This is a genomic window from Halalkalibacter flavus, from assembly GCF_036663575.1.
Lineage (GTDB): Bacteria > Bacillota > Bacilli > Bacillales > Bacillaceae_D > Halalkalibacter > Halalkalibacter flavus.
Window position 1 is genome coordinate 1 of sequence record NZ_JAWRVK010000055.1, and the last position, 24,554, is coordinate 24,554.

The 24,554-nt window shown below is 37.9% G+C and carries 22 protein-coding genes and 2 pseudogenes; 19 read left to right on the forward strand and 5 right to left on the reverse strand.

All coding sequences use genetic code 11. From position 1 onward, the window contains the following. Positions 1–464: 464 nt before the first annotated feature. The 10 genes from SAY88_RS22270 to SAY88_RS22315 all read left to right on the forward strand — a co-directional run bounded on the left by SAY88_RS22270 (position 465) and on the right by SAY88_RS22315 (position 11,577). Positions 465–1,283, forward strand: coding sequence for a sulfite exporter TauE/SafE family protein (locus SAY88_RS22270; RefSeq protein WP_332634446.1), 819 nt, complete (start codon positions 465–467; stop codon positions 1,281–1,283). Positions 1,284–1,314: 31 nt separating this feature from the next. Further along, the gene (locus SAY88_RS22275; RefSeq protein WP_332634475.1) at positions 1,315–2,661 is read left to right on the forward strand and encodes a bifunctional metallophosphatase/5'-nucleotidase; all 1,347 of its coding nucleotides are present in this window, start codon (positions 1,315–1,317) and stop codon (positions 2,659–2,661) included. 77 nt (positions 2,662–2,738) lie between these two features. After that, a complete protein-coding gene (locus tag SAY88_RS22280; RefSeq protein ID WP_250098800.1) occupies positions 2,739–3,047 on the forward strand; it encodes a YunC family protein in 309 nt (102 codons plus the stop codon). A 452-nt stretch (positions 3,048–3,499) separates the two neighbouring features. After that, positions 3,500–3,856: a hypothetical protein gene (locus tag SAY88_RS22285; RefSeq protein ID WP_332634448.1), complete on the forward strand. Its 357-nt coding sequence runs from the start codon at positions 3,500–3,502 to the stop codon at positions 3,854–3,856. Between the two features lie 256 nt (positions 3,857–4,112). Next, on the forward strand, positions 4,113–5,831 hold the full coding sequence (locus SAY88_RS22290; protein WP_332634449.1) for a cache domain-containing sensor histidine kinase: 1,719 nt from the start codon (positions 4,113–4,115) through the stop codon (positions 5,829–5,831). Further along, positions 5,832–6,980 (forward strand): response regulator transcription factor, encoded by a 1,149-nt coding sequence (locus SAY88_RS22295; RefSeq protein ID WP_332634450.1) that lies wholly within the window; start codon positions 5,832–5,834, stop codon positions 6,978–6,980. It begins immediately after the preceding gene. 146 nt (positions 6,981–7,126) lie between these two features. Then, positions 7,127–8,383, forward strand: a complete 1,257-nt coding sequence (locus SAY88_RS22300; protein ID WP_332634451.1) for an ABC transporter substrate-binding protein — start codon at positions 7,127–7,129, stop codon at positions 8,381–8,383. 65 nt (positions 8,384–8,448) lie between these two features. After that, positions 8,449–9,330 carry a carbohydrate ABC transporter permease gene (locus SAY88_RS22305; RefSeq protein ID WP_332634453.1) on the forward strand — a complete coding sequence of 294 codons (882 nt, stop codon included), beginning with the start codon at positions 8,449–8,451 and terminating at the stop codon, positions 9,328–9,330. After that, a complete protein-coding gene (locus SAY88_RS22310) occupies positions 9,330–10,145 on the forward strand; it encodes a carbohydrate ABC transporter permease (RefSeq protein WP_332634455.1) in 816 nt (271 codons plus the stop codon). Before SAY88_RS22305 ends, SAY88_RS22310 begins: the two co-directional genes overlap by 1 nt. Before the next feature lie 13 nt (positions 10,146–10,158). Further along, positions 10,159–11,577, forward strand: coding sequence for a glycoside hydrolase family 32 protein (locus tag SAY88_RS22315; protein ID WP_332634457.1), 1,419 nt, complete (start codon positions 10,159–10,161; stop codon positions 11,575–11,577). A 157-nt stretch (positions 11,578–11,734) separates the two neighbouring features. Here SAY88_RS22315 and SAY88_RS22320 read toward each other — a convergent pair whose 3' ends face one another. Further along, the gene (locus tag SAY88_RS22320; protein WP_332634458.1) at positions 11,735–12,094 is read right to left on the reverse strand and encodes a YuzC family spore coat inner layer protein; all 360 of its coding nucleotides are present in this window, start codon (positions 12,092–12,094) and stop codon (positions 11,735–11,737) included. Between the two features lie 284 nt (positions 12,095–12,378). Here SAY88_RS22320 and SAY88_RS22325 point away from each other — a divergent pair, with 284 nt between their 5' ends. The 7 genes and pseudogenes from SAY88_RS22325 to SAY88_RS22355 all read left to right on the forward strand — a co-directional run bounded on the left by SAY88_RS22325 (position 12,379) and on the right by SAY88_RS22355 (position 19,617). Beyond that, positions 12,379–13,395 carry a TAXI family TRAP transporter solute-binding subunit gene (locus tag SAY88_RS22325; RefSeq protein ID WP_332634460.1) on the forward strand — a complete coding sequence of 339 codons (1,017 nt, stop codon included), beginning with the start codon at positions 12,379–12,381 and terminating at the stop codon, positions 13,393–13,395. Then, on the forward strand, positions 13,385–13,885 hold the full coding sequence (locus SAY88_RS22330; protein WP_332634461.1) for a DUF1850 domain-containing protein: 501 nt from the start codon (positions 13,385–13,387) through the stop codon (positions 13,883–13,885). The genes SAY88_RS22325 and SAY88_RS22330 overlap by 11 nt, the downstream gene beginning before the upstream one ends. Before the next feature lie 38 nt (positions 13,886–13,923). Continuing rightward, entirely contained in the window at positions 13,924–16,080 is a 2,157-nt protein-coding gene (locus SAY88_RS22335) for a TRAP transporter permease (RefSeq protein ID WP_332634462.1), read from the forward strand. Between the two features lie 335 nt (positions 16,081–16,415). Beyond that, positions 16,416–16,939, forward strand: a pseudogene (locus SAY88_RS26095) (GerAB/ArcD/ProY family transporter). 1,053 nt (positions 16,940–17,992) lie between these two features. Beyond that, positions 17,993–19,075, forward strand: coding sequence for a GerAB/ArcD/ProY family transporter (locus SAY88_RS22345; protein WP_332634465.1), 1,083 nt, complete (start codon positions 17,993–17,995; stop codon positions 19,073–19,075). Positions 19,076–19,089: 14 nt separating this feature from the next. Further along, complete coding sequence (locus tag SAY88_RS22350; protein WP_332634467.1) at positions 19,090–19,221, forward strand: hypothetical protein; 132 nt, start codon at positions 19,090–19,092, stop codon at positions 19,219–19,221. A 264-nt stretch (positions 19,222–19,485) separates the two neighbouring features. Then, positions 19,486–19,617 (forward strand): hypothetical protein, encoded by a 132-nt coding sequence (locus SAY88_RS22355; protein WP_332634469.1) that lies wholly within the window; start codon positions 19,486–19,488, stop codon positions 19,615–19,617. Here SAY88_RS22355 and SAY88_RS22360 read toward each other — a convergent pair whose 3' ends face one another. Then, positions 19,618–20,790, reverse strand: a complete 1,173-nt coding sequence (locus tag SAY88_RS22360; RefSeq protein ID WP_332634470.1) for a Ger(x)C family spore germination protein — start codon at positions 20,788–20,790, stop codon at positions 19,618–19,620. Beyond that, on the reverse strand, positions 20,787–22,388 hold the full coding sequence (locus SAY88_RS22365; protein ID WP_332634472.1) for a spore germination protein: 1,602 nt from the start codon (positions 22,386–22,388) through the stop codon (positions 20,787–20,789). Before SAY88_RS22365 ends, SAY88_RS22360 begins: the two co-directional genes overlap by 4 nt. 249 nt (positions 22,389–22,637) lie before the next feature. On the opposite strand from SAY88_RS22365, the pseudogene SAY88_RS22370 reads away from it, so the two are divergent. Both SAY88_RS22370 and thyA read left to right on the forward strand, forming a co-directional pair. After that, positions 22,638–23,303: pseudogene (locus SAY88_RS22370) on the forward strand (thymidylate synthase); the annotation flags it as partial. A gap of 282 nt (positions 23,304–23,585) precedes the next feature. After that, positions 23,586–23,885 (forward strand): thymidylate synthase, encoded by a 300-nt coding sequence (thyA, locus tag SAY88_RS22375; protein ID WP_431308907.1) that lies wholly within the window; start codon positions 23,586–23,588, stop codon positions 23,883–23,885. A gap of 87 nt (positions 23,886–23,972) precedes the next feature. Here thyA and SAY88_RS22380 read toward each other — a convergent pair whose 3' ends face one another. Together SAY88_RS22380 and SAY88_RS22385 are read right to left on the reverse strand one after the other, a co-directional pair. Next, positions 23,973–24,218 (reverse strand): hypothetical protein, encoded by a 246-nt coding sequence (locus tag SAY88_RS22380; RefSeq protein ID WP_332634473.1) that lies wholly within the window; start codon positions 24,216–24,218, stop codon positions 23,973–23,975. Positions 24,219–24,288: 70 nt separating this feature from the next. Continuing rightward, entirely contained in the window at positions 24,289–24,465 is a 177-nt protein-coding gene (locus SAY88_RS22385) for a hypothetical protein (protein ID WP_250097844.1), read from the reverse strand. Between the last annotated feature and the right edge of the window lie 89 nt (positions 24,466–24,554).

Here is a 24,554-nt window from a genome sequence, read left to right on the forward strand (position 1 = left end):
TTCCCTGTTTTGACTATCTCTAAGCAATGAGCGGAGCCGCCGTAAATGGTTTTAAGCCTTTTAAGTGAACTTCTTAATATAAGGGTGATGAAGACCCAAGTCGGTAAAGCGGGGCAGGGAAAAGGTCTTCATAAGGGTAATGAAGACCCAAACCGGTAAAGAGGAGCTGGGAAAAGGTGTTCAAGAGGGTGATGAAGATCCAAACCGGTAAAGAGGGGCAAGGAAAAGGTGTTCATCACCGCAATGAAAACCCAAGGTAACAAAGTGAAGCAACCAAAAGTCCTTCATCTCCTTCTAGTATTAAAAAGAGTCAAAAATAGGTGTTGATCTGTCAATTTCGCAACTTCCCAATTTAGTCCTACAAGTATTTGAATTTTTACATGGGATAAGCAGAAATAAGAAAAACAGGGTGCACTTCCCTGTTTTGACTATCTCTCACACTGCACAGAAATCAGGTGAAATAGATGGTATGGGTAATTTTATTAGTCGTTGGTCTGCTTGGGGGAACGCTAGGCAGTTTGATGGGCCTTGGTGGGGGCATTGTTGTCGTGCCAGCGTTGTTAATGTTAGGTAGTCTATCATTTCTAGACATTACGCCACAAGTAGCTGTTGGTACGTCACTGTTAATCATGATCTTTACCGGGATATCTGCAACGATCGCTTATATAAAGCAAAAGAAAGTAGATTATAAGAGTGGTTTGCTCTTTTTTAGTGCGAGTGGTCCAGGTGCAGTTATTGGTACTTGGTTAAATCGGGGGTTTGACACAGATTCATTTCAAGTTTACTTAGGTCTTTTTATACTCTTTGTTTCATTTATTCTATTTATTAGAAAGTACTTAAAGCCACTACCTCGTTCAGGGAAAGGGATACAAAGAACGTATACTGATGAAGAGGGATTAGACTATACATATGGGTACAGGATTGTCCCAGTTCTCGCGATTTCTTTTGTTGTTGGTATGCTTTCAGGACTATTTGGTATTGGTGGGGGTTCCCTCCTTGTACCAGCAATGATTGTCCTCTTTGCCTTTCCTCCGCATTTAGCTGTAGCTACATCAATGTTTATTATTTTGTTATCAGCGGTGGTAGGATCGGTATCGCATATGATCCAAGGCAATGTGAATTGGGTATACGCTCTTGCTTTAATACCAGGGGCATGGATTGGCGGGACCCTTGGAGCAGCCATTAATCGAAGGCTCTCAAGCGAGAAACTTGTTTTTTTCCTTCGGTTGATGCTAGTTATTATGGCATTTAGACTAATATATGAAGGGATGACATCAGCTTAATGCTTTTAGAAGGAGGGTACTTATTTTGACGATGGAGCGGGTTACAATATTCCACTCAAATGATATACATAGTTGTTTTGATCATTGGTCACAAATGGTCGCTCATATAAAAAAAGAACGAGATGATTATACATTATACTTAGAGCTCGGGGACCATGCAGATCGAAGCAACCCAATAACGGAAGCCATGTTTGGAAAAGGAAATATCGAGCTCCTGAATGAGGCAAAAGCTGATTATGTCACAATTGGCAATAATGAAGGTGTAACTTTTTCTAAAGATCAACTCACATCTCTTTACGGTGAGGCAACATTTCCCGTTTTGCTTGCGAATATTGTCAATGCTGATGGGAGCAGCTTAGAGTGGGCCGAGCGTTATGTTATACATACAATGAAGAATGGATTGAAGGTTGGTATGATTGGGCTTACGGCACCTTTTCTTAAGTTTTATGAGTTATTAGGTTGGAAGGCACTTTCCCCGATAGACGTATTACATGAGCTTTTGCCTCAGCTGGAAAAAAAGGCGGATATTGTTGTCCTCATGTCGCATTTAGGCTTAAAGACTGATGAAAAAATTGCGAATCAGTTTACGGGGATTGACGTGATTCTTGGAGCGCACACTCATCACGTTTTGCCATCAGGGCTAACTATTAATAACACACTGATTGCTCAAGCTGGAAAAAATGGAGCCTTTTTAGGAAAGGTTGATATTCAGTTTGACCGCAACACTAAGTCCATATATCGGAAAGAAGCCGTCCTCCTTGATGTGAAAAATCAAAAAACTGATGAGAAGACAGACCAATTGTTAAATAGGATGAAAGAGGAAGCAAGTTTCCTTTTAAGTGAACCTGTGACAACTTTGCCAAAGCCACTTCCTGTAAAATGGCAAGAACATACAGAAGTAGGTCAAATGTTATGTGATGCTGTAACAGAATGGTGCGGTGAAAGAGTAGGCATGTTACATGCAGGGGTTCTCCTGGATACGTTAGAAAAAGGAGTGATCACAAAAGGAGACATCCATCGTATTTGTCCACATCCTATAAACCCTTGTGTTGTTACACTAACGGGGGAAGCATTAGAAGTGACGATTAAGCGCTCCCTCACGAAGGAGCTAACTCACCTTGAGTTAAAAGGCTTTGGATTTCGAGGAAAAGTACTAGGGAAGATGCTCTTTACGGGAATTGAGATCGATGAGGAAGAGTCCATTTTCATCCTTGGGCAACCGTTAATAAAAGATCACATCTATCGAGTTGCTTCACTGGACATGTACACGTTTGGTTATATTTTCCCTGCAATTGCAGAATCAGAGGATAAGCATTACTTCATGCCCGAATTTTTACGTGATGTGCTTGCATGGAAACTCAAGAAAAATTGGACGTAAGATAGGTTCACGCCTCCGGATTTCTTTTCATATCGTACTAATGAGAATGATATGAGACGATAGGAGGAGAGCATACCGTGCTTGAGATGAACCCAATCCAAATTGAAGGCGAAACATTTATTGCTGTAACATTAAAGTTGCCTAAAACGAATTTTATGGCTGTTACAAACGATAAAGGGTACATTATGTGTGGAGCACTTGACGTGAATCTATTTAATACAAACCAAAAGCTGATTGATCGTAAAATCATAGCCGGTCGCGCCGTGGGCGTCCGAACAATAGAACAACTATTAGAAGCACCATTAGAATCCGTAACATTAGAAGCAGAACAACTTGGAATTACCGCCGGAATGAAAGGAAAAGACGCATTACTAAAGATGAAATAGATCCGTTTCCAAAAGGGTGGTCTTCCCTTTTGGAAACGGATCGAAGCGATGAGCGGAGCCGCCGTAAAAGGTCTTAAGCCTTTTAAGCGATCTTCTTAAAAGGCGCACGGCGAGAGAAGCCATCGCAAACTATGTACGCATAAGCCAATGAAACAAGGTGGATCTTTCTGTCTTGAGGAAACAGACCGCTGCTGAGAAATGATCTTAGCAGCTATTTTTTTTGGCAAAAATTTCATAATTTTATCGTTCGTCACTGACTAATTTCGACAAATTCCTTTGAATTTCATTGTATAACACTCTAAAATGGAAGGAAACTACTTGCAGGATGGCCTGTATGTTGTAAACTGAGGTTAGAAAGTTAAATAAATAGAGATGTTCATGTGAGTACGAGTTCATCTAGAATCTATTAAATAATTACTATTTCTTTGAACGTTCACTAGAAGGAGATGAACATGAGGTTAGTTGCAATAAGATCAGTTACAGCAGGGTCTAAGCTTGCTAAGTCCATCTATAACGAAAATGGACAAATCCTTCTATATGAGGGAGTTGAACTAACAGAACGCTCACTTACTCGTCTGTATGAACTAGGCATTTCTTTTATTTACATTTATGATGAGCGAACGCATGGAATTGTGGTTGAAACAGGCGTGTCGCTTGAGACGAAACGAAAAGCAATTACAACAATTAAATCTGAATTTAAAGGCATTGCTAATCATTTGAAGTTGAAAAAATCCTTTCATATTGACCATTTGAATAAAGACTTTGCGAAAATCGTTCGTCGTCCGTATTATAAAAGAGAATGGCATTGAACTTGCTGAACCGAACGACATTGATTTAATGGAACGGTTAAATGTAACAATAGTAGAAACGGAAGAAATGTTAGCAGCTGCAGGGACGTAATAAGTTTCTTGATAGATAAAACTTTCGCGAGTGTGCGGAAGTTTTTTATAATGTAAGATAAGAAAGAATAATAAAATCCTGTCTACTTTGCTTCAACAATCCTGTGGAATTAAATAGGACAACCGTGAGCCTATATGTAAATAAGCATGAGAGGAGATGCTCCGATTGAGTTTACGTAAACGCTTTTATCTCGCTTTTTCTGGTTTTGTATTGTTTCCTCTTATAGTATTGGGGTGGATGTCTTATGAGGTCTCATCAAAAATTTTGAAAGATCAAATTAGCCAACATATGCTAGATACACAAGATGCAATTAACTTGAATATCAACTCCATCATGGGAGAGGTTAATCTATTTACTGACTATGTGATAACTTCAGAAAGTGTACAATACTATCTAAATAAACGTGAATGGCAGTTCACATCTGAGAGAGTCCTAATGGAGCGCTCCATTACTCGTTTGCTTTTTAGTTATCCATTTACTTACGATTTTTTACTAATCAATGAAGAAAGAGAGCCCTTGTATTTTATCAGTCCTCCAAAAGTTTCATACAAGCAAATGATAGATAAGAGCTATTTTCAAGAAATAAAAAGTAGAAAAGGGGCACCGTATTGGATTGGACCATTAAAAAACCAAGAGTTAGTTGGGAAAGAACAATCTCTTTTTACAGTAGGTCGCAGTGTGTTACATCCAAATACACTTGAGCCAATTGGTTTTCTTTTCGTGCACATACGACCAGATGTGCTTAGTAATACAAATCAAATTGCTAAAAATAGTGATAGTGAATGGTTGATACTAAATGAAGAAGGATCAATCATTTACAGTACCGGAAATGAACTTATTAACGAAGACTTATCTATTTATACAGAGCGTATTTCCTCTAAACAAACCGGTTCAACGATGTTTAAGCGTGCGGATGGAAAGGAGTTCCTTCTAACCTATTCGCCAACTTTTAGTGGTTGGACGCTTGTTTCAGTAAAAAGTTGGGAAAGTGTAAATGCTCAAATTGTTCCCATACGAATTTTTACGATTATTCTTGTTATTGTGTTGTTATTCCTATTTACAATCTTTCATAGAACATTTTCACAAAAATTGATTACGTTTTTTACAATATTAAAGGGAAAAATGGCCCAAACGACAAAAGAAAACTTACAAGTTGAAATGCCGGATTTCAAAGAGCCGGAGTTTCAAACGTTATCAAATGGATTTAATGACATGGTTGAGAAGCTTAAAGTAATGATTAAACTTGTAGAAGAAGAGCAAAAACAAAAGCAACAAGCAGAATTTAAAGTACTACAGCATCAAATTAATCCGCATTTTTTATATAATACGCTAGAGTCAGTGAATGCCTTATCTAGTTTGAATAAGACTAGAGAGGTAGAAAAAATGGTAACAAACTTAGGGAAATTGCTTCGAATCAGTTTAAAAGGTCCTTATGATATTACATTTAGAGAAGAACTACGTCATGTAACGAGTTATTTAGAAATTCAAAAAATACGACATGATTATCAGTTCAATTATGAAAGTCGTATAGACGGTCAAGTGGAAGATTTACTAGTGCTTAAATTGATTTTGCAGCCACTTGTAGAAAATAGTATAGAACATGGAATTCATCATGATACATTTAGCATGATTAAAATCGCAGCCCAAAGAAAGAATGATCAACTAATTATTGATGTAAAAGATAACGGGCCTGGCTTTTCGATCGAAAGCTTGGAAAACCTAAGGCGAAAAGATGTACAAAATAATCAAGGTCATGGGGTTTTAAACGTGCATGAACGTTTACGCATGTATTATGGAAAGAAAAGCGGACTTATGATTTGCAGCTCTACAATAGGTACAAGCATTCGCATCCATATACCTATCTCATTGAAGGGTGATGAATAGATGTATAAAGTAGTACTAATCGATGATGAAAAGTTAATTGTTGAGAGCTTAAAAAATACAGTACCTTGGGAAACATTTAATTGTCGAGTAGTAGCGACGGGTAATAATGGAAAACAGGCAGTTGAACTTTATGAAAAACATGAACCGGATCTTGTGATTACGGATATAAAGATGCCTGTAATGAGCGGAATTGCTTTTCTTGAAGCGATTGCTCCAAAAAGAAAAGCAGACAAAGTGATTGTCTTAAGTGGATTTGATGAATTTGCTTTTGCCCGTGACGCTCTTAAATACAAGGCTTATCATTATTTATTAAAGCCAATTGACCGTGATGAGCTCTATCAAGTTATTGAAAAAGCAATTAAGGAAATAGAAAAAGAAAAGAAAGTAAATGTTTCCACTGACAAACAGAAGATCTTTGACTTACTTGTTCAAAAAAACACATCTCTACCACATCCACTTGAACAACTCTATCTACAATTTGGTGTGATGGTTATTCAACTTGATAACTTTCATCTCGTAGAAGACCACCTGGTTGATATCCACACGGATCAAAAGTTAAGATATGTGTATCATCCAAGTAAGGGACAAGTTGTCATCGCTTTTGCTTTAACAGGTAATTTAGTAGTAGAGATGGAGACGTTTGCGACAAAGATACAGAATGAAGTAGAGAATGTAGCTATATTTATTGGAACGATAACGGATCGGTTAGAAACAATCCACTTGTCGTATGAATTTGCTATGAAGCTTGAAGCAATTAGTCCATATGTTGACAAGAAGGTCATTACGAAGACTGACTATGAAGCCTATCAAGAGTTAACAAATGATAGTGCGGAAGTATTGAAGCAAGCAAAGGCATATATTGAAAACAATTACCAAAAAGAAGTCACACATGAAAGTGTGGCCAAACAATTTGGCTTCAGCCCTAGTTACTTTAGTACTCTTTTCAAGAAGCATCACGGAATAACGTTTATTGACCATGTTACAAATGTTCGAATTAAGCATGCGTGCCGATTATTAAAAGATACGAAGAAGCCAACTTATGCTATTGCAAACCTAGTCGGCTATGAAGATCAAAGATATTTTAGCCAAGTCTTTAAACGAAAGGTAGGACAAACACCTAGTGCCTATCGTAAAAAAGAGAGTAGCTAAGGGGGGAACTGCTATGAAACCATTCAAAGCAGTTTTTTTTGTATCGAAGTAAACGCTTTCGAAAAAAATTAAACATTTATCAAAAAAACACCTCGTTATGGAAACGTTTTCTTAGGTGTAAGATGTAATCAAAGGGGGAAAGAAAAATGAAAAAATCACTTATTTTATCAGCAATTTTAACAGCTTCACTTCTTGTAGGGTGTAATACTTCTGGAGAATCTCCCTCAAACGGTTCCGGTGAAGGTTCAAATGATGGTGTGAAGACTATTGAATTTTTCCAAGTGAAGTCAGAAGCAGTACAAACATTTAACCAATTAATTGAAAAGTTTGAGGATGATAATCCGACTATTAATATTGAACAAAATACAGTGCCAGATGGAATGACAGTATTAAAAACACGTTTTTCTACAGGAGATATTCCAGATATCTTTATTACGTATCCAGTAGAAGCAGATTATGTGTTGCGTGCTAACAATGATTACTTACTTGATGTGACAGATGAGCCGTTTATAGACAAAGTGAACGGAGAAATTCAGGATCGCTATATTGAAAACGACAGAATGTATGGTGTAGCACTTTCCTTGAATGCGAATGGGGTCCTATACAATAAGGCAATTTTTGAAGAACATGGCATTGATATACCTCAAACATGGGATGAGTTTATGGCGGTAAATGAAGCATTAGAAGCAGCGGGTCAAACACCAGTTATTATGGGGAACCAAGATCTTGGTCAAACTTCTATCTTTAACTTAAATTTCGTTGCTCAACAATTTGATCCAGATTATTGGGAAAGTTTGAATGCAGGGAATGAAACAATTGTAGGAGATCCGCGTTGGGAAGAAGCAGCTCAAAAAATGTTAGATGTTCTTCAGTTTGCTCAACGTGATCATATGGGTACAGATTACGATCAAGGAAATGCAATGTTTGCCAATGGAGAAGGTGCAATGTACTTCATGGGTGCATGGGTACTACCAACACTTCGTGATATGAACCCGAATTTTGATGAAGAGTTTGGTTACTTCACCTTCCCTCAAACAAATAACCCTGATGAAAATGTTACTATCTCAGGTGTTGACGTAGGATTGTCTATTGCTGCAGATACAGATTATCCAGAAGAAGCATTGAAATTTGTTGAATTTTTAGTTGATGAGGCACAGACGTTTGCTGACCTTGATGGTTCATTTAGTGCTGTGGAAGGTGTGGAAATTAAGGATCCTGTATTACAAGGCTTACTTCCTCATATTGAAGAAGGAAAAGTAGCTAACTGGCCGAACCATTACTGGGCTGGTGGAACGGCTGTAGAAGCAGATTTCCGAAGCCATTCACAAAATTTCTTTAGTCATCAGAACATCGAGCAATATTTGCAAGATTTAGATAGCATGTTTGCTAGTTATCGTCAATAATTTTCCTGTCAGAGGGTGACTCGTATGCTAGTCACCCTCAAATCATAAGGAATGAGGGGATCAAAATGAATCAAAATATATATCGAAGTATGAGTCGGGGCTATTTCATTTTATTAATACCCGGACTGATTCTTCTAGCTTTCTTCTACGTCTATCCACTGTTAAATGGTGTATATTTAAGTTTGACGAGTTGGGATGGGGTTAGTCGTACAAAAGACTTTGTCGGTTTTTCAAACTATATCAATATCTTTAGTGATTCAAGGTTTTTAAACTCATTAAGCTTTACGTTTAAGTATGCGATTGTTTCAACCATTTTATCGAATATTATTGCCATAAGTGTTGCAATGGCCTTAGTTTCGAAAATTAAATTTCAAAACTTTTTCCGTGGACTTTATTTTTTCCCAGCGGTATTGAGTATGTTAATCATCGGTTTTATTTGGAAACAAATTTATTTTCGATTTATTCCTTATTTAGGTGAACAGTTAAATATTGATGTTCTTCAAACGAATGTGCTAGGAAATCAGGATACGGTGTTTTGGGCGCTTGTTGTTGTAACGGTTTGGCAAGCATCAGCTATCTTAATTATCATTTACATGGCTGGGCTGCAAACCATCCCGCAAGAAGTCTATGAATCTGCTGATATCGATGGAGCGAGAGGCTTGAAGAAATTTTTCACCATTACATTGCCTCTTATTGTTCCTTCAATCACGATTTGTTTGATTCTTGCCATGAAGCAGCATTTAATGGTCTATGATTATATCGTCGCAATGACTGGGGGAGGACCTGGTTTTGCAACAGAATCTGTTACACTCTTAATCTATAATTTAGGGTTTCTAAATAATAGATTTGGTTATGGAACAGCGGCAGCCCTCTTGCTATTCCTTATGATTGTTATTATTTCATTCATTCAGATTTACTTCTTACGTAAGAAGGAGGTGCAGCTATAATGAATCTCAAAAAATTAGGAGTATATGCTTTTATCATTACAGGTGGCTTAGCCATTTTGTTTCCTCTCTATTTAACAGTTATTACTGCATTTAAGACTCCAGAAGAAACGAGAGTATCATTTTTAGCTTTACCGGAAAGTTTTTCATTTGCGAACTTCATACAAGCGATTGAAATGACGAACTATGTTCAAGGGTTTATGAATTCGTTTATGATTACGGGGATTTCTATCGTGTTTATTATCATCTTAGGATCAAGTGTATCGTATTCAATTGCACGTAACCAAGATAAGAAATTTTACCGTGTTATGTACTACTTTTTTGTGAGTGGACTATTTGTTCCGTTTCAAGTGTTGATGCTACCGCTCATTCAACAGCTAAGTGCAATAGGAATGTTAAATAAATGGGGGCTGATCTTGCTTTATATCACATACAGTCTTTTCCAAAGTGTTTTCTTATTTGTAGCTTACTTCAAATCCATACCAAGGGAGTTGGAAGATGCCGCGTTAATTGATGGGTGCGGAGTGTTTCGGACGTTTTGGCACATCATTTTCCCAATGTTAAAACCAATGACCGTAACGGTAGCAATTCTGAATATTATATGGATTTGGAATGACTTTTTAATGCCATTAGTTGTGTTAAACAATTCTAGTGATTGGACATTGCCGCTAATGCAATATGTATTTGAATCACAATACTCGGCTAATTACAACTTAGCCTTTGCTTCGTATTTAATGGTGTTAATGCCGGTTATTGTTGTGTATCTATTCTTACAGAGACATATTATTGGTGGAGTTTCAGACGGAGCAGTAAAATAGGAGGTTTTCTAAAGTGGAATTAATAAAGACGACGAACTATACAATAAAAAAAGCAAATGAACAGTTACAGAATCATGCTGAAAAAGTAAAACAGTCAAAGTTTTGGCTAGGGTACCATATTGCGCCTCCTGCGGGCTGGTTAAATGATCCGAATGGTCTTGTCTATTTTAAAGGGGAATACCATGCGTTTTATCAACACTATCCTTATAAATCTGAGTGGGGGCCAATGCACTGGGGGCATGCAAAAAGCACGGACCTTATTCATTGGGAACACCTACCTGTAGCTCTTGCTCCAGAGTATGAATATGAAGCAGGAGGCTGCTTTTCTGGCAGTGCGGTTGTTTCCGGAGATGAACTCTATTTAATTTATACAGGGCATAACGAGAAGCGGGAGCCGAAAGAAGTTCAATGTGTTGCGAAATCAACTGATGGAATCCACTTTGAGAAGTTACAAGAGAATCCAGTGATTGCTGCTCCGCCAGAAGATGGGTCTTTCGATTTTCGTGATCCAAAAGTTTGGAAACAAAATGACCTATGGAACATGGTAGTTGGATCTGGAAAAGATGGAATTGGCAAGGCTCTACTCTATCGGTCAAAAGACTTGAAGAACTGGGAGTATACAGGAGTCGTGCTAGAGAGTAACGGCAATCAAGGAGATATGTGGGAATGTCCAGACATTTTCTCTTTAGATGATGACGTAGATGTTCTGATTTTTTCTCCTATGAATATGGAAGGATCAAAAACGAGATATATGATTGGAAAGATGGATGAAATTACAGGGACATTTGAAACGGTTAGTGATGATGAAATTGACTATGGTGTTGATTTTTATGCTCCTCAAACATTTTTAGATGATCAGAATAGACGTATTCTAATTAGCTGGATGAATATGTGGAAAAAGGATATGCCAGAACAAGCGGATGGATGGGCAGGCGCGTTAACGATCCCAAGAGAGTTATCGGTAGAAAATAACAAACTAATAATGAAGCCTGTAGAGGAGTTGAAACAGTTACGGACAAAACAGCTAGTAAAAGAGTATGAAAAGGCTCTAGAGTTGTCGGATCTCTGTCTTGAACTAGAGATGGTGATAACGTCAGAGAGTTCAAATAAACTAGGGTTCAGCTTATTATCGGAAAAAGGAGAATCTGTCAAAATTGGTTATAACGGCATCGGAAAACAAATTTTCACTGATCGAAGAGAAATGCAACAAGGAGAACAAGACCTTTGTCAAGCTTACTATGAGAATGGAAAGAGGGATATAAAATTAACTGCTTATCTTGACCGTTCAAGTATTGAACTCTTTGTAGATGATGGACAATTAGTTATGACGAATCGATTTTATTTTAAGGGAGACAACATTACTCTATTAATTTCAGGAAACGAAAATGATATTGACACACTAGCAATTTGGCAGCTTAAGGTGACAATGTAAAGTTAGTTAAAGCTCACTAATTTCTGTGGACGAATTACAGCGGCTCGTTGTGGTGCAATTTCTTCCTTACAACAATAGAAGAAACGAAAGATAATACTCTTAAATAGAAAGAATTCTAACGAAAAAAGCGATTCGCCGAGGCGAATTGCTTTTTTCGTTAGAATCCCCACCTAATATACATTGTTAAGGTACAGCATGGAGTTCCTCCTGCTTCTGCACGCAGCGTAAAGGTGACACCAGTAGGGTTATAAGACGTTTCAACGATGGTAGGCACACCCGTCTCTCTTATAATTCTATCCACGGTAGCATCATCACTTGCTTGGGCAGCGTTCATTAATTGAGTCATTTTCTCTTCGGAAGTAACAAGGCTATTAATGACAATTGAACCATGCTCTAACAGTGTCTGATAAGCAGTCAATGATTGTTTGAAGAAACTTATATCAACAGGGGGGAAGGGAGACTCTTGTTGACGGTAACAGTAAGGTGGCCGAGGCATCCTGTAGTGATAATAAAACACTAAATCCAATCCTTCCTATTACGTATTTACTTCATCCCATACAATATATGCAAAACCCCACATAACGGACCTCTTTACTGTAGTGCAGAGTTAAAAAGGGGTCTGACCCCTGGAAATTATTTCCCGAACTTGTGCAGATAATGTCACATGAAAATATGTGTTGAAAATAGGGTAATAAGTTGTAAATTTCTAGACTTGGCTATACAATAAACAATGTATAGTTTTGCAAATATATTCCTTTATTTATAAAACTATTAAACTAAAGAAATAAGGGGGAAATTTACATGAAAAAGTTAAGTTTCTTAATGATGCTAGCTCTTATGTTAGTCCTAGCTGCATGTGGTGGTGCTGATGAAGCAGAGCCAGAAGCAGAAGGCGGAGCGGATGCTGGTGAAACAGAAGATGCTGGTGAAGCAGAAGCTGGTGGATTTACTGATATTACTATTATGACTGGTGGAGAGCAAGGTACATACTTCCCACTAGGTGCTGCTCTAGCAAACAATATTATTAATGCAAACATTGAAAACGTTGATGCAGCTTCATTCTCGTCTGGGGCTTCTGTAGTCAACATTAACGGAATTGTAGACGGAGATGCTGACCTTGCATTAGTTCAAAACGACATTGCTTACTATGCAAGCCAAGGAATTCAAATGTTTGAAGATGACGGTGCATTAGAAGGATTCCAAGGAATTGCAACACTTTATCCTGAAGTCATTCAAATCGTTACAGCTGCTGATAGCGGAATTGAAACAGTAGAAGATTTAGTGGGCAAGCGTATTGCAGTTGGGGACTTAGGTTCTGGTGCAGAAGCTAACGCTCGTCAGATTCTTGAAATTCATGGAATCACATATGATGATATCTCTGAAGAATACATGAGCTTTGGTGATGCAGCTGGAAGCATCCAAGATGGAAACATCGATGCTGCTTTCATCACTGCTGGTTTACCAACTGGCGCAGTAGAAGCTCTTAAAGCTACGAAGGATATCAATCTAGTATCTATTAGCTCTGAGAAAATTGCTGAGTTAGCTGCTGAGTATCCATACTATACTGAGCATACAGTATCTGCTGATACTTACGGTACAGACGGCGACACAACAACTGCTGCAGTACTTGCAATGTTAGTTGTATCTACTGATATGGATGAGGACCTTGTTTATGAAATTACGAAAGCTATGTTTGAAAACACAGAGCAATTCAGTAACGCTCACCAACAAGGTACTAACATCACATTAGATACTGCACAAGACGGTATGCCAATCGATGTTCATCCAGGTGCACAACGTTACTTCGATGAGCAATAGAAATAATAAAATGAGCAAAAAGGCATTGCTACTTAGCACTGCCTTTTTGTTCCTTCTAATCATTATTGTATTATCAAAGCTTTCGTCAATTGGAAAACAGGAATACTTCTTGCAAATTTACCTGCCTTATAATGATATAGTTTTTTGGGAAGAAAAGATCCAACCTCATGATACGTTTTATCATGAATATTTACACTCTGTAGAGTTGTCCCCTGTTAGAGAGTATTTCACTATTGACGAGGAATTTAGGATGATTGCTACAGAAAGTTGGACGAAATCCTTTGGTGCAGGCTTACCTTATGAAACAAAGGATAACTTTGAGATCGTAGATGGTTTTTTTGTCATTCAAGATCATCGCGAACTTGAATACCTCAATATTCTTCCATCAAACTTGTATCGCCATAGTTTTTATTTTGGAGAAGAATCAATTGATTTATCAAATGAATTAAGTGGCGAAAGGATTCGTATTCAAGTAGTAAAACATGAGTAAATTCAGGGGTTTTATACTATTGTAAAGGAGTTGAAACTATGTCGAAAAAAGAAGTAATTAGTTATCAGGCTGATCCAGAAGTTGAGAAGAAAGTAAATGAACTTGCTGGTAGCGACCGCTCAGTAAGAGGCTGGATGGCTTTATTAATTTTAGCACTAGCTATTATCATGTCAGTCTATCATCTTTATACAGCAGGATTTGGGTTAATGCCAGGAGTCGGGACACGTTCTCATATGATTATCCATCTTACTTTTGGACTTGTACTTGTCTATCTTATTTTCCCAATAAAAAGAGGCTTAGGACAGACAAAGATTGTTTGGTATGATTTTATTATTGCACTCATCGCCCTGTTTGTCGGGTATTATCTCTATGCTAATCAAACGTCCAATTCGATTTTAACTGGTCGAATGACGGACATGGATAAGTTAGTTGGAATAGCTTTGTTACTTCTCGTTCTAGAAGCAACGAGGCGAGTCGTAGGAAAGCCTCTCGTGATCATTGCAGGTATTTTTATTGCCTATTTCTTTTTAGGACATCACTTGAATCCGCCGTTTAGACATACGCGTGCAAATTTTGAAAACTTTATTTATGAAATGACTTATACCACTTCAGGAATCTTTAGTACACCATTATCGGTTTCCGCCGTATATGTCTTTATTTTCATTTTATTTGGAGCCATACTTGAAGCAACTGGTGCGGGGAAAATGTTCATTGATCTTGCACTGCGGGCGTTCGGGAAGTACAAAGGGGGACCTGCCAAAGCTGCCGTTGTATCATCTGGTATGCTTGGATCTATTTCTGGTAGTTCAGTAGCGAACGCAGTAACCACAGGAACGTTTACAATCCCGTTAATGAAAAAAGTAGGATTTCGCCCGCAAACAGCTGGGGGAATTGAGGTAGCCGCTTCCTCAAGTGGTCAATTGCTTCCGCCAATTATGGGTGCTGCTGCCTTCTTAATGATTGAGTATACACCTTATACGTATGCAGAAATTATTCGATCAGCGGCAATTCCAGCCATACTTAGTTATATTGCCATCCTATTTATGGTTCATATCGAAGCGTCCAAACATAATATTAAAGGGTTACCGAAAGAAATGCTTGTATCTGCTAGAAAAACGATGATCCAACACGGGTATTTAATATTACCGGTAATTGTCCTCGTTTACTTCTTAGTACGAGGAAATACAGTTCCGAACGCAGCTTTCTTCTCCATTGTCATTTTGCTTACTCTTGCAGTATTCACGCATCGCTTCCGTGAGAAAATTGGACCAGGTATTGTCATTGCCGGTATACTCGCAGGGTTAGCATATGCGATGCATTTTGTTTTAGATTGGAACATTGAAATTGCGGTAATGGTAACGATTGGGATCTTTATTGCCCTTTTCGTCGTCTTGTTACAAAAAAGCTTCAAAGTAGATGCTGCTCCTGTTCGTTTTGGAGTTCGCGAGTTATTAGCAGGCTTTGAAATGGCTGCGCGTAATTCTCTTACAGTTGTCGTAGCGTGTGCAACAGCAGGGATTTTAATTGGAGTCATTAACCTAACAGGTTTATCAGCAAAATTACCGATTATTATCGTCGGATTTGCAGGGGATAATCTATATCTTGCCCTAGCTTTTACACTTGTGGCTTGCTTAATTTTAGGACTTGGGTTACCTACAACTGCAACATACGTAATCCTTGCAGCAATGGTTGCACCAGCTCTTGTTCAAATGGGTGTACCTATTATGGCAGCTCACTTATTTGTTTTATACTACGGAATATTAGCAGACGATACACCACCGATCAACTTACCAGCTTATGCAGTATCGGGGATTGCAAACTCAGAGCCAATTCGAACGGGTGTGCAAGGCTTTAAGTTTGATTCAGGTGCATTGCTCCTGCCATTTGTATTTGCGACGAATACAGTTATTCTTTTATTACCTGAGAATGCGGGTCTATATTCATGGCCAGTTATTGCGCAAAACATTTTCACAGCATTACTAGGAATCATTGCGTTTGTTGTGTTCATTCAAAACTTCTTCCTTGTGAAGCTTCGTTTCTATGAGCGAATTCTTGCTTTAGGGACAGCATTAGTTTTTATCCATGGGTCATGGATAACAGATACGATAGGAATTGTACTATTGGCTTTATTAATCGCTATCCAATATATGCGTAAGAAAAAAGACACTCATGAAACGCAAACGTCAACCGTCTGAATATCAACTCACCTGAAAGGAAGTCTGGTAATTTAGAGGGAGGGCAAAAAGGTCTGAACTTGAACCTTTTGCTACTATCACCGTCCTCGAGTGTTAACGGTAGAGTAAGGATTAGGTCAGAAGCGATCCAAATACAATAAGAGATCTTCAAAAAGCAGAGTATAGCTCTGCTTTTTTGTATACCCAGAAAAGGATCAGAAACGGAGGTTATGGCGGGGAAGGATTCTGGATACCCTGCTAATAAGCATATGTCCACAAAAGTTTAAGAATAACGTCCAAGTATAAATGCTTTAGGAGAACTGAACATGATTCACATATCAAACACGCAATTATTCATGCTTATCGTTGCTTTTCAAGTTGGGAGTACAACTTTATTTGCTTTAGGAATTGGTGCTGGACGAGATGCTTGGATCGTGATCTTACTTGCTTCCTTTATCGGTTTTATTTTTTTATGGGTATTTACGGAAATTGCCAAGCAATATCCAGGGATAAATTTTTCGGGCATATTAAAAGAGGTGTTAGGAAATAAGCTAGCTGTGCTCATATTGTTTAGTTATGCCATCTACTTTTATGGGCAAGCTCACCATAATTTTTATGAATTTGGTATTTATTTATTTTTACTGTTCTTTATATTCTTTTTTTAGGATTTGAAGTGTTAGCCAGGACTTGTGAAATCTTAATGCCAAACCTCTTAGTCTTTTTGATTCTCATTTATATATTCGCGATCTTTTCGGGTCAATTTCAAATGGATGCCATTCAACCCGTGTTAGGAGAGGGGCTGCGACCAGTTTTAGAAGAAATGCCTTTGGTTATTGGGTTTCCTTTTGGGGAGATGGTCGTATTTCATAAACGATTTTAACAATAAATATAGCAGAAATTATTACGAATTTAGACAGTATTGCGGTAATTATTATGTTTATTGTGGGGTTCTATAAAACTGCTTTGCACTTTTTGGCATTTTGTCTAGTTGTAAGTTGGATTAATAATAAATTTAAATTGAAGTGGATTATGCTTATTTTTGGACTGCTCCTTCCCATAGTTGTACATTATCGCTTTCCGAGCTTAGCTCATCAAAGATGGTTTGGAGATAATTTAGGTTCAATGATTATCATTCCTCTATTCGGCTTTCTGTCAGTTTTGATATTGCTTATTATCCTAATTAAAAAAAAGAAAAATAGTTATTATTCATAAAAGATTCGTTATAGATGTTGAAAAACAAAAAAGCAAATGAAAAAAGGTTCCCATCCGCACCCTGCTGCTTAAAAGTAGATTACTGTTATTTAAGTGTTAAATGGCCTGCTATTTCAGAAACTTTTGTGGTGCTTGTTTTTTACAAAAAGAACATCGCGTTTTCTTTTTCAACGAGGCTGAAGAGTTGAACAAGCTAATACCCTTCATATCTACACAATGAAGGACAAAACAAGGTAGAAGCCGCAGGGAAATGTCGTTCATGTACACAATGAAGAACAAAGTAAAGTGAAAACTGAAGGAAAGTGTCCTTCAAAAAACAATTATTGTTTGGATATGACTTTTATTAAGCAAGCTATCGGAAGCTTGAGTTTATTAATGAATACAAAACGTATTGGCTGCGTTTTTATGGAGCTAAATTTACCTGTAAACCAATCTTTAATAGTCTGCTCTTTAGTCTGCGATTTAATATTTTCTAATCTTAAACCGTACTAGTTATATTATTCGTAATCCCTTACTAGGCTAGGTTGCTTAACCGCTCAATAAAGCTGAAATCTATGATGAAGTAATGAGGGTAAGTATAAATACACAGTAAAAAAGATACAGGTAATAAGGTTATGGAGAAAAGGAAATCTGGTTAACCTGCTAATGGAAGTATGATTTGCTTAGGGTCACCAAGTATATGCGCTAAACTCCATGTTAGAAAGCACTAGGGGAAATGATCATGATTCGTATCTCAAACACGCAATTATTTATGTTAATCGTTGTCTTTCAAGTTGGGAGTACTACTTTGTTTGCTATAGGAATAGCTGCAGGACGCGATGCTTGGCTGGTCATTATGATGGCAGCCATTATTGGTTTTTTTCTATTATGGGTTTTCACAGAAATTCCAAAGCAATATCCAGGAAAAAACTTCTCTGACATTTTGAATGATGTGTTAGGAAAAAAGCTGGCACTTGTGATGCTCTTTTTTTATGCACTATATTTCTATAGTCAAGCTTCTCATAACTTTTATGAGTTTGGCAGGTTGATTAAAATCACATCCCTGCCTTTAACTCCCATCATCTTAATATGGTATCTATTCATATTTTCGGTACTATACATCCTTTTTTTGGGGATAGAAGTGTTGGCAAGAACATGTGAGATATTATTACCGTATTTGTTCATTTTCTTAGTAAGCATCTATATTTTTGCAGCATTTTCTGGTCATTTTGACTTGGAAGCCCTGCAACCTATCTTAGGAGAAGGGATTCGTCCGGTTCTAGACGAACTGCTGCATGTAGTCGGATTTCCTTTTGGAGAAATGGTTGTGTTTTTGACGTTCTGGCATTTTGTTGACAAGCATCAAATGCTTCGGAAAACTGCTTTTTTGGCGGTTGGAACATCAACCGTTTTACTGACAATCTCACTCATTGTCATGATCAGTGTATTGGGAGCAGAATTAACAGCTCAATCTGAAATCCCGCTCTTAGAAACGATCCTAACCATTAATATAGCAGAGATTATTACGAATTTAGATAGTATTGCTGTTTTTATCATGTTTATAGGCGGATTTTATAAAACGGCTTTGCATTTTTATGGGTTTGTCATAATGGTGACATGGATGAATAACAAAATAAAATTAAAATGGGTCATGCTCATTTTTGGACTGTTTCTTCCTGTAGTTGCTCACTTCCGGTTTCCAAGCTTTGCCTACCAACGATGGAATGGGGTGATCAATGCAACGTATTCTATCCCTTTATTTGCCTTTCTTCCGGTTTTAATATTGCTAATCATTCTAGTCAAAAAGAGAAAAAAAGCCTCCTAGAAAGGATGATGATAATGCAAGAAATATGGTCAATTATAAAAACAGATCCTTATACGGGGCTCATTTTAGTAGGAGGAGTCTTGTGTGCTGTCATATTAGTAGTCGTTTTCCTTTATCAAACAGCAACCCTCCTCTTGAAACGTTAGCACAAATGAACACGCTATATAGGAGCTTGATGAATCATAAAACATTCGACTCTCTGAATGTTTTATCGTTATTTGTACTTAGTTATATCGAGGCTTTAGATTAGCTTTCACATGATTAAGAAGAATGTTAGTATTCCGCTATTTTGTGACAAGCGCTAATCCTTGAATAAAGGTATGGTAATAAAGGAAGTACAATTTTATAATAGGTACAATGATTATTTTAATGAAAAGAAAAAAATTCTCCTCGTGAAAGGAGAATAAAGAATGTTAGAAAAATGGTTAATCTTAAAAGAAGATCTTTATGTAGCTGCGAGTTTATTATTGGGCACTCTATCAGCTATTGCGTTAGTGAGTGTTTTGCTCTATCAAATAGCAACCCTCCTCTTCAAACGCTAATCACGACTCAGGCTGAAAAGGACCTTGGATCAGCAAAGAGCTTGGGATTTCCACTTCCGATTTGACCGTATATGGAACCGTTGTAAACATCTCGTCCCAATTGTCCTTTACCTTATTCCATACATGCGGGTAATCCTTATGTAACGCTCTGCCAAAGCCGAAAATATCAGCTTCGAACTCTTTTTGCGCTTTTTTCACGACCAAGTCAATTTCCTCTTCAATTAATTTCTTGTTTTCTTCTTCTACTTGATGCAAATAATTAACATGTTGTTTGCGTTCTTCAAATTGCCCTATAGCTTGTTCAGCTGCAATTCTACCCTCCTGGTACACTTCAATGGTAAAGGAGATGTCGGTTTCGCTTTTTACTTCAGGTTTAATAGTGGATTGTACCTCTCTTACTTCAACCGTGACAAATTTTCCTTTCTCCAGTTCAGACGGGAAGGAGAGGGCTCCTGTTTGAGCTACCTCTGTACTTGTAATCCAATGATATCCCCTTATTTCCTTTTCATTTAAAAATCCTTTAAGACGATCTTCGTGAAAGACAGCTCCTCCTGAAAGTCTGACTCGTTCAAACGGTTCAGTCTCCGTTTTTTCTATCGTCAGTACACCTGCAACCGGATTAATCCCTTGCCCGAGTGTATCTTTAAAGTAAGTTAATAGGTTGAGTGTAGCAGTTCCTTGTTCCGCATTACTATTCAAACTTTCCAAATAAATCGCCGGAATCCGGGAAATATTGTCCGATTTGATATCCAATACCTCCTTAGCTTTGACACCTCTGGCAATGCACAGCCAAACATGCCCTCTGACTTCTTTTCCTCTTATCATAGAGTCTAAAACGGGCATTAAACCCTCTCTTGCTACCTCCTCACTAATAATCACGACTTTATTATGGGCGAAAAAACCATGACGGTCTGTTGATTGATTCGACTTTCTTTGCGCTTCAAAAATGGTATTACCGGTTGTTGATACTAATAAATAGGGGCGTTCTGGACTTGGTGTCAGTGTGCTCTCGGCTGCTGGTCTCAAAAATTGTGAGGTCACTTCAAATTCTCCAGTTTTTGAATCCTTATCAACCGCAATCGCAGCAACCATACCGATTTCAGTTAATTCGTTTCGGTCCCAACATCCAGTTAATAGCAGAACGAAAATGATAATGATCCATCTTTTTTTCAACTCTCGTTCTCTCCCTTCATTATACTACTAGGCTGTTGCGGCTTTGTCTGCGGACTTTCTCGCTTCGTTCGACTCCAAGTAATAGACTGTGGTCTTGTTTGAAACGTCCATAATGGCAGACGGACAAGCGCGTCTTTCCACTCGCTCCAAACAATTGGTGCCATTGGAGCTAAATAAGGGGTTCCAAAGGAGCGTAATGAGCACGCGTGCCCTAAAAGAACGAGGGTCCCCATTAATACTCCGTAAAAACCAAATACGCCAGCCATAAATAAGAGGATAAACCGACTTAACACAATCGCATCATTTAACGATGATACAACAAATCCAGTTATCCCTGTAATAGCGACTACAATAACCATAGGCGCACTAACTAGCCCAGCTTGAACTGCCGCCTCACCGATAACTAACGCTCCAACAATACTAATAGCGGAACCAACCGGCCGCGGCATTCGCACCCCGGCCTCTCTGAGTAATTCAAAAACGATGACCATGAGCAGTGCTTCAATAAAAACAGGAAAGGGAACTTTTTCTTCCGCTGCGGCCATGGTAATTAGGAGAAGAGATGGAACCATTTCATGATGATATGTAGCTACAGCAACGAAGATAGCGGGTGTCCCAATCGTTAAGAACAAAGCAATAATTCGCAGCAATCTCATAATAGAAGATAAAAAAGGACGAGAATAATAATCTTCTGAAGCTTGTAATGTTTCGATAAAGACGTGCGGCACGGTTAAAACAAAGGGAGTCCCGTCACATAAAATGGCAACTCGACCTTCTAATAATTTGGATGCTACTTTATCAGGCCGCTCACTATTGCCGACCGTCGGAAAAATCGAGTAAGGGTGGTCTTCGATGAATTGCTCGATATAACCCGATTCAAGAATAGAGTCTGTTTCAATCCGCTCCATTCTTTTTCGAACCTCGTCAACAATTTTCGAGTCAGCGATTCCTTCAATGTAGCAAATTCGGATTTGAGTTTTGGTTTGTTTGCCGAGTTTGATGCTTTCAAAAATTAAATTGGGGTTACTAATTTTTCTACGAATTAGAGCGCAATTTACCTTTAACACTTCATTAAAGCCTTCGCGGGATCCTCTAACAAGTGATTCCGTATCAGGTTGTTCTACACTTCTTGATTCAAATCCTTGTGTCCCAACAGATAACGCTTTTTGATAGCCATCGATAAAGATAACGGTGGCTCCTGCTAAAACACGATCCACTGCATCGCTCAACTTATCAATTTCTTCAATCGTTGAGATGCTGACGATCCGCTTTTTCATAACGGAAAGAACATCTTTTGAGAGGGGAGGGGATGTTCCGTTAACTGAATTAGGTTCCATGATTGACTTGACGACGTGTAAATTGACAGAGTCTTCATTGACAAGCCCTTCTAAGAAGCAAATGAACACTTTAATAGGAGCTTGATAATATACTTCGAACTCTCTGAATTTCACATCTTCACTGTTCCGAAATATTTTTTTCAGTTCAGTAAAATTTTTATAAATATAGCTATCTAATTTTTCGTTTGTTTTCTTCTTCTGTATAGGTTGAGTGCTTTTTAATGCATGGACCTTTTTTGCATATCGAAACTTTCGAAACATCTTTTATTCCTCTTTCAATCAGAATGGTTTTCCGTAGTGTTTGTATATAGAAGAAAAAAATACTAATTTGCTTATTTTTGGGGGAAGTCAGAATCAATAGGGTCCAACGAAACGAGTTAAAATTGTTTGGCAGCAATTATATGCTATACTATACTCTGATAAAAACCTATATAATTATTTCAACATATTATTACGGCTGACCAAATGGTAAACAATTATATAATAAAAAGAAATGGGGAGTGGTTATTTTTGAAACATCCAGAACATGAATATCTAAATCTGTGTCGCCATGTGCTTGAAAATGGCTTTGAAAAAGGAGACAGAACAGGAACAGGGACTATTTCTATATTTGGCTACCAAATGAGATTTAATTTGAGTAAAGGATTCCCTTTGCTAACTACAAAACGTGTTCCTTTTAGATTAATTGCAAGTGAACTATTATGGTTTATTAAAGGGGATACGAATATTCGTTATTTACTTCAACACAATAATCATATATGGGACGAGTGGCCATTTAAAAGATATGTTGAGTCTGATGAATACTCTGGTCCTGACATGACAAACTTTGCTCTGAGAGCTCAACAAGATGAAGAATTTGAAATGATTTATAAAGAAGAAATGGATAAGTTCTGTAAGCGTATTTTAGAAGATGACGATTTTGCAGAAAGATGGGGCTCGATTGGTGCTGCTGCATATGGTGCACAGTGGAGGAGCTTTCAAGGGCCATACGGGCACACTGACCAATTGGAAGATGTCATTGAACAAATCAAATCCAATGCTAATAGTCGTAGACATTTAGTTGTAAGCTGGAACGCCAACCAATTCTCACATGGAGAGGCGCTTTTACCTCCGTGTCATACTCTTTTTCAATTTTATGTTGCGGATGGAAAATTAAGTTGTCAATTATATCAGCGTTAAATATTTGAGCGCCTTTACGGAGAAATCTGTATTGAAACACTCCTCTAATTCAGGGGAAATCCAAACCAACTACTAATTAAGTGATGGTGGACAATCCTGAGCCAAGCCTATCGTATAGGAAGGTGCAACGACCAGAACGTGATTGTTCGTAGGGTATAAGTGATTGATATCCGAAACGGGGAGCATCCTATTAGGATGGAGATATGGTCTAATCTACATGGAAACATGTAGCTGCTCATACAAAGAGCGGATTAAGTGTAGCGAACTTAATCGAATGAATTGTCGGCAGATATTTTTTTGGGGGTCCCATTTAATATAGCAAGTTATGCACTTCTCACGCATTTGATTGCTCATGAATGTGGTTTAGAAGTCGGGGATTTCGTCCATACATTAGGTGATGCACATATTTACTTAAATCATTTGGAACAAATCAAAACACAGCTTAGTCGTGAACCGAGATCTTTTCCAACTTTGAAATTAAATTCCGAAGTGAAATCGGTCTTTGATTTCGATATGAATGATATTAGAGTCGAGGGATATGATCCTCATCCATCTATCAAAGCTCCTGTAGCTGTATAAAAAAAGGCTGTCTCCTAAGATCTACCCCGAACAACTGGTGGCTTCGGGCCGTATCTTGTTGGAGACAACCTTTTTCTTTCTGTTCGGTCATTGTTCTGAACTCATTGCAATTTCATCAATTAACTGCCTCGAACGCTTCGCATTTCCTTCTGCAAAGTTTTCCAACCTTGTCTTTAAAACATCATTATCGTGAATTCGCTCAGCTAGGATTAAGTAATTTCTCATCATTTCTTCCTCCTGCTCAAGACTTGACTGTAACGCTTGTATGACAGATTCAACTGATAGGGCATCTTCTCTGTCGCCATCTCGATCGTAATCTACATCGTGGTTCATACAAACACCTCTTTTTAACTAGTTTATTTTTGTATGGAAATAGTAATAAAACAACCAGCTTCAGGTCGTTCTAATCTTTATTCGCTCGATCCGTCATCCGCCAATTAATAATGCCAATCACTAAAAAGAGAAAAAATAACGCGATATAGACTCTCATAGACCAAGTTCCAAAATCAGTAAAGGCTAAAAAAAGCCATAGTAGTGCGGCAACAAAATAAAAATAGCTCCCAACTGGAATTTTTTTCATTCCATCCTCCTTTTTTAATTTCCAAACGCGTGGTCTAACTCCACCGTCTTTAGACGGTATACGCTTTTAGCCTTATACTTCGATGTCCA